The organism is Collinsella aerofaciens ATCC 25986 (assembly GCF_964239575.1).
In the GTDB taxonomy this organism is placed as follows: domain Bacteria; phylum Actinomycetota; class Coriobacteriia; order Coriobacteriales; family Coriobacteriaceae; genus Collinsella; species Collinsella aerofaciens_BQ.
On the sequence record NZ_CAXSQQ010000070.1, the window covers coordinates 1 to 514 of the forward strand.

The window sequence follows — 514 nt, forward strand, 5'->3', positions numbered from 1 at the left end:
GTCGCGAGTTCCGCACGCAAAGGAAAGCACTTAATGTGCTTTCCGTCTTGCGCAGGACTGTAGAGCAGCAAACTTAACCCCCGCCCTCAGCCCCGGAGACCCTCCCGGATGACCCCGAAAAATTTTTTCAAAAAAGTTGTTGCGCGCCGGACAGACTTCTGTGTATACTAATCCCCGCAGCGCACGCGAGCGGAAACAAACGCGAACGACTGCCTGGGGAGTTAGCTCAGTTTGGTTAGAGCGCCGGCCTGTCACGTCGGAGGTCGCGGGTTCGAGCCCCGTACTTCCCGCCAACGCAATTAAAGCCACGTCTTCGGACGTGGCTTTTTGCGTTTGATGCACTTTGTTTCGATAGAACGATCGCCCTGGTGCATCTTCGCCCAGAATCCCCGCGCCTTCGAGAACGCAAGTAAAATCTAATAAATATATCTGTCTGAACAAGGTTGATTTTCAATCTCAACGCAACAGCCTGAACGGACCCCGCGTTTCCGCAGCTAGCGCAACGCGGAAATAG

At 54.1% G+C, this 514-nt stretch carries 1 tRNA gene; it reads left to right on the plus strand.

Annotation, left to right across the window (positions count from 1 at the left end):
• Positions 1-215 precede the first annotated feature (215 nt).
• Positions 216-293, plus strand: a tRNA-Asp gene (locus ACESUZ_RS10125).
• Positions 294-514 lie beyond the last annotated feature (221 nt).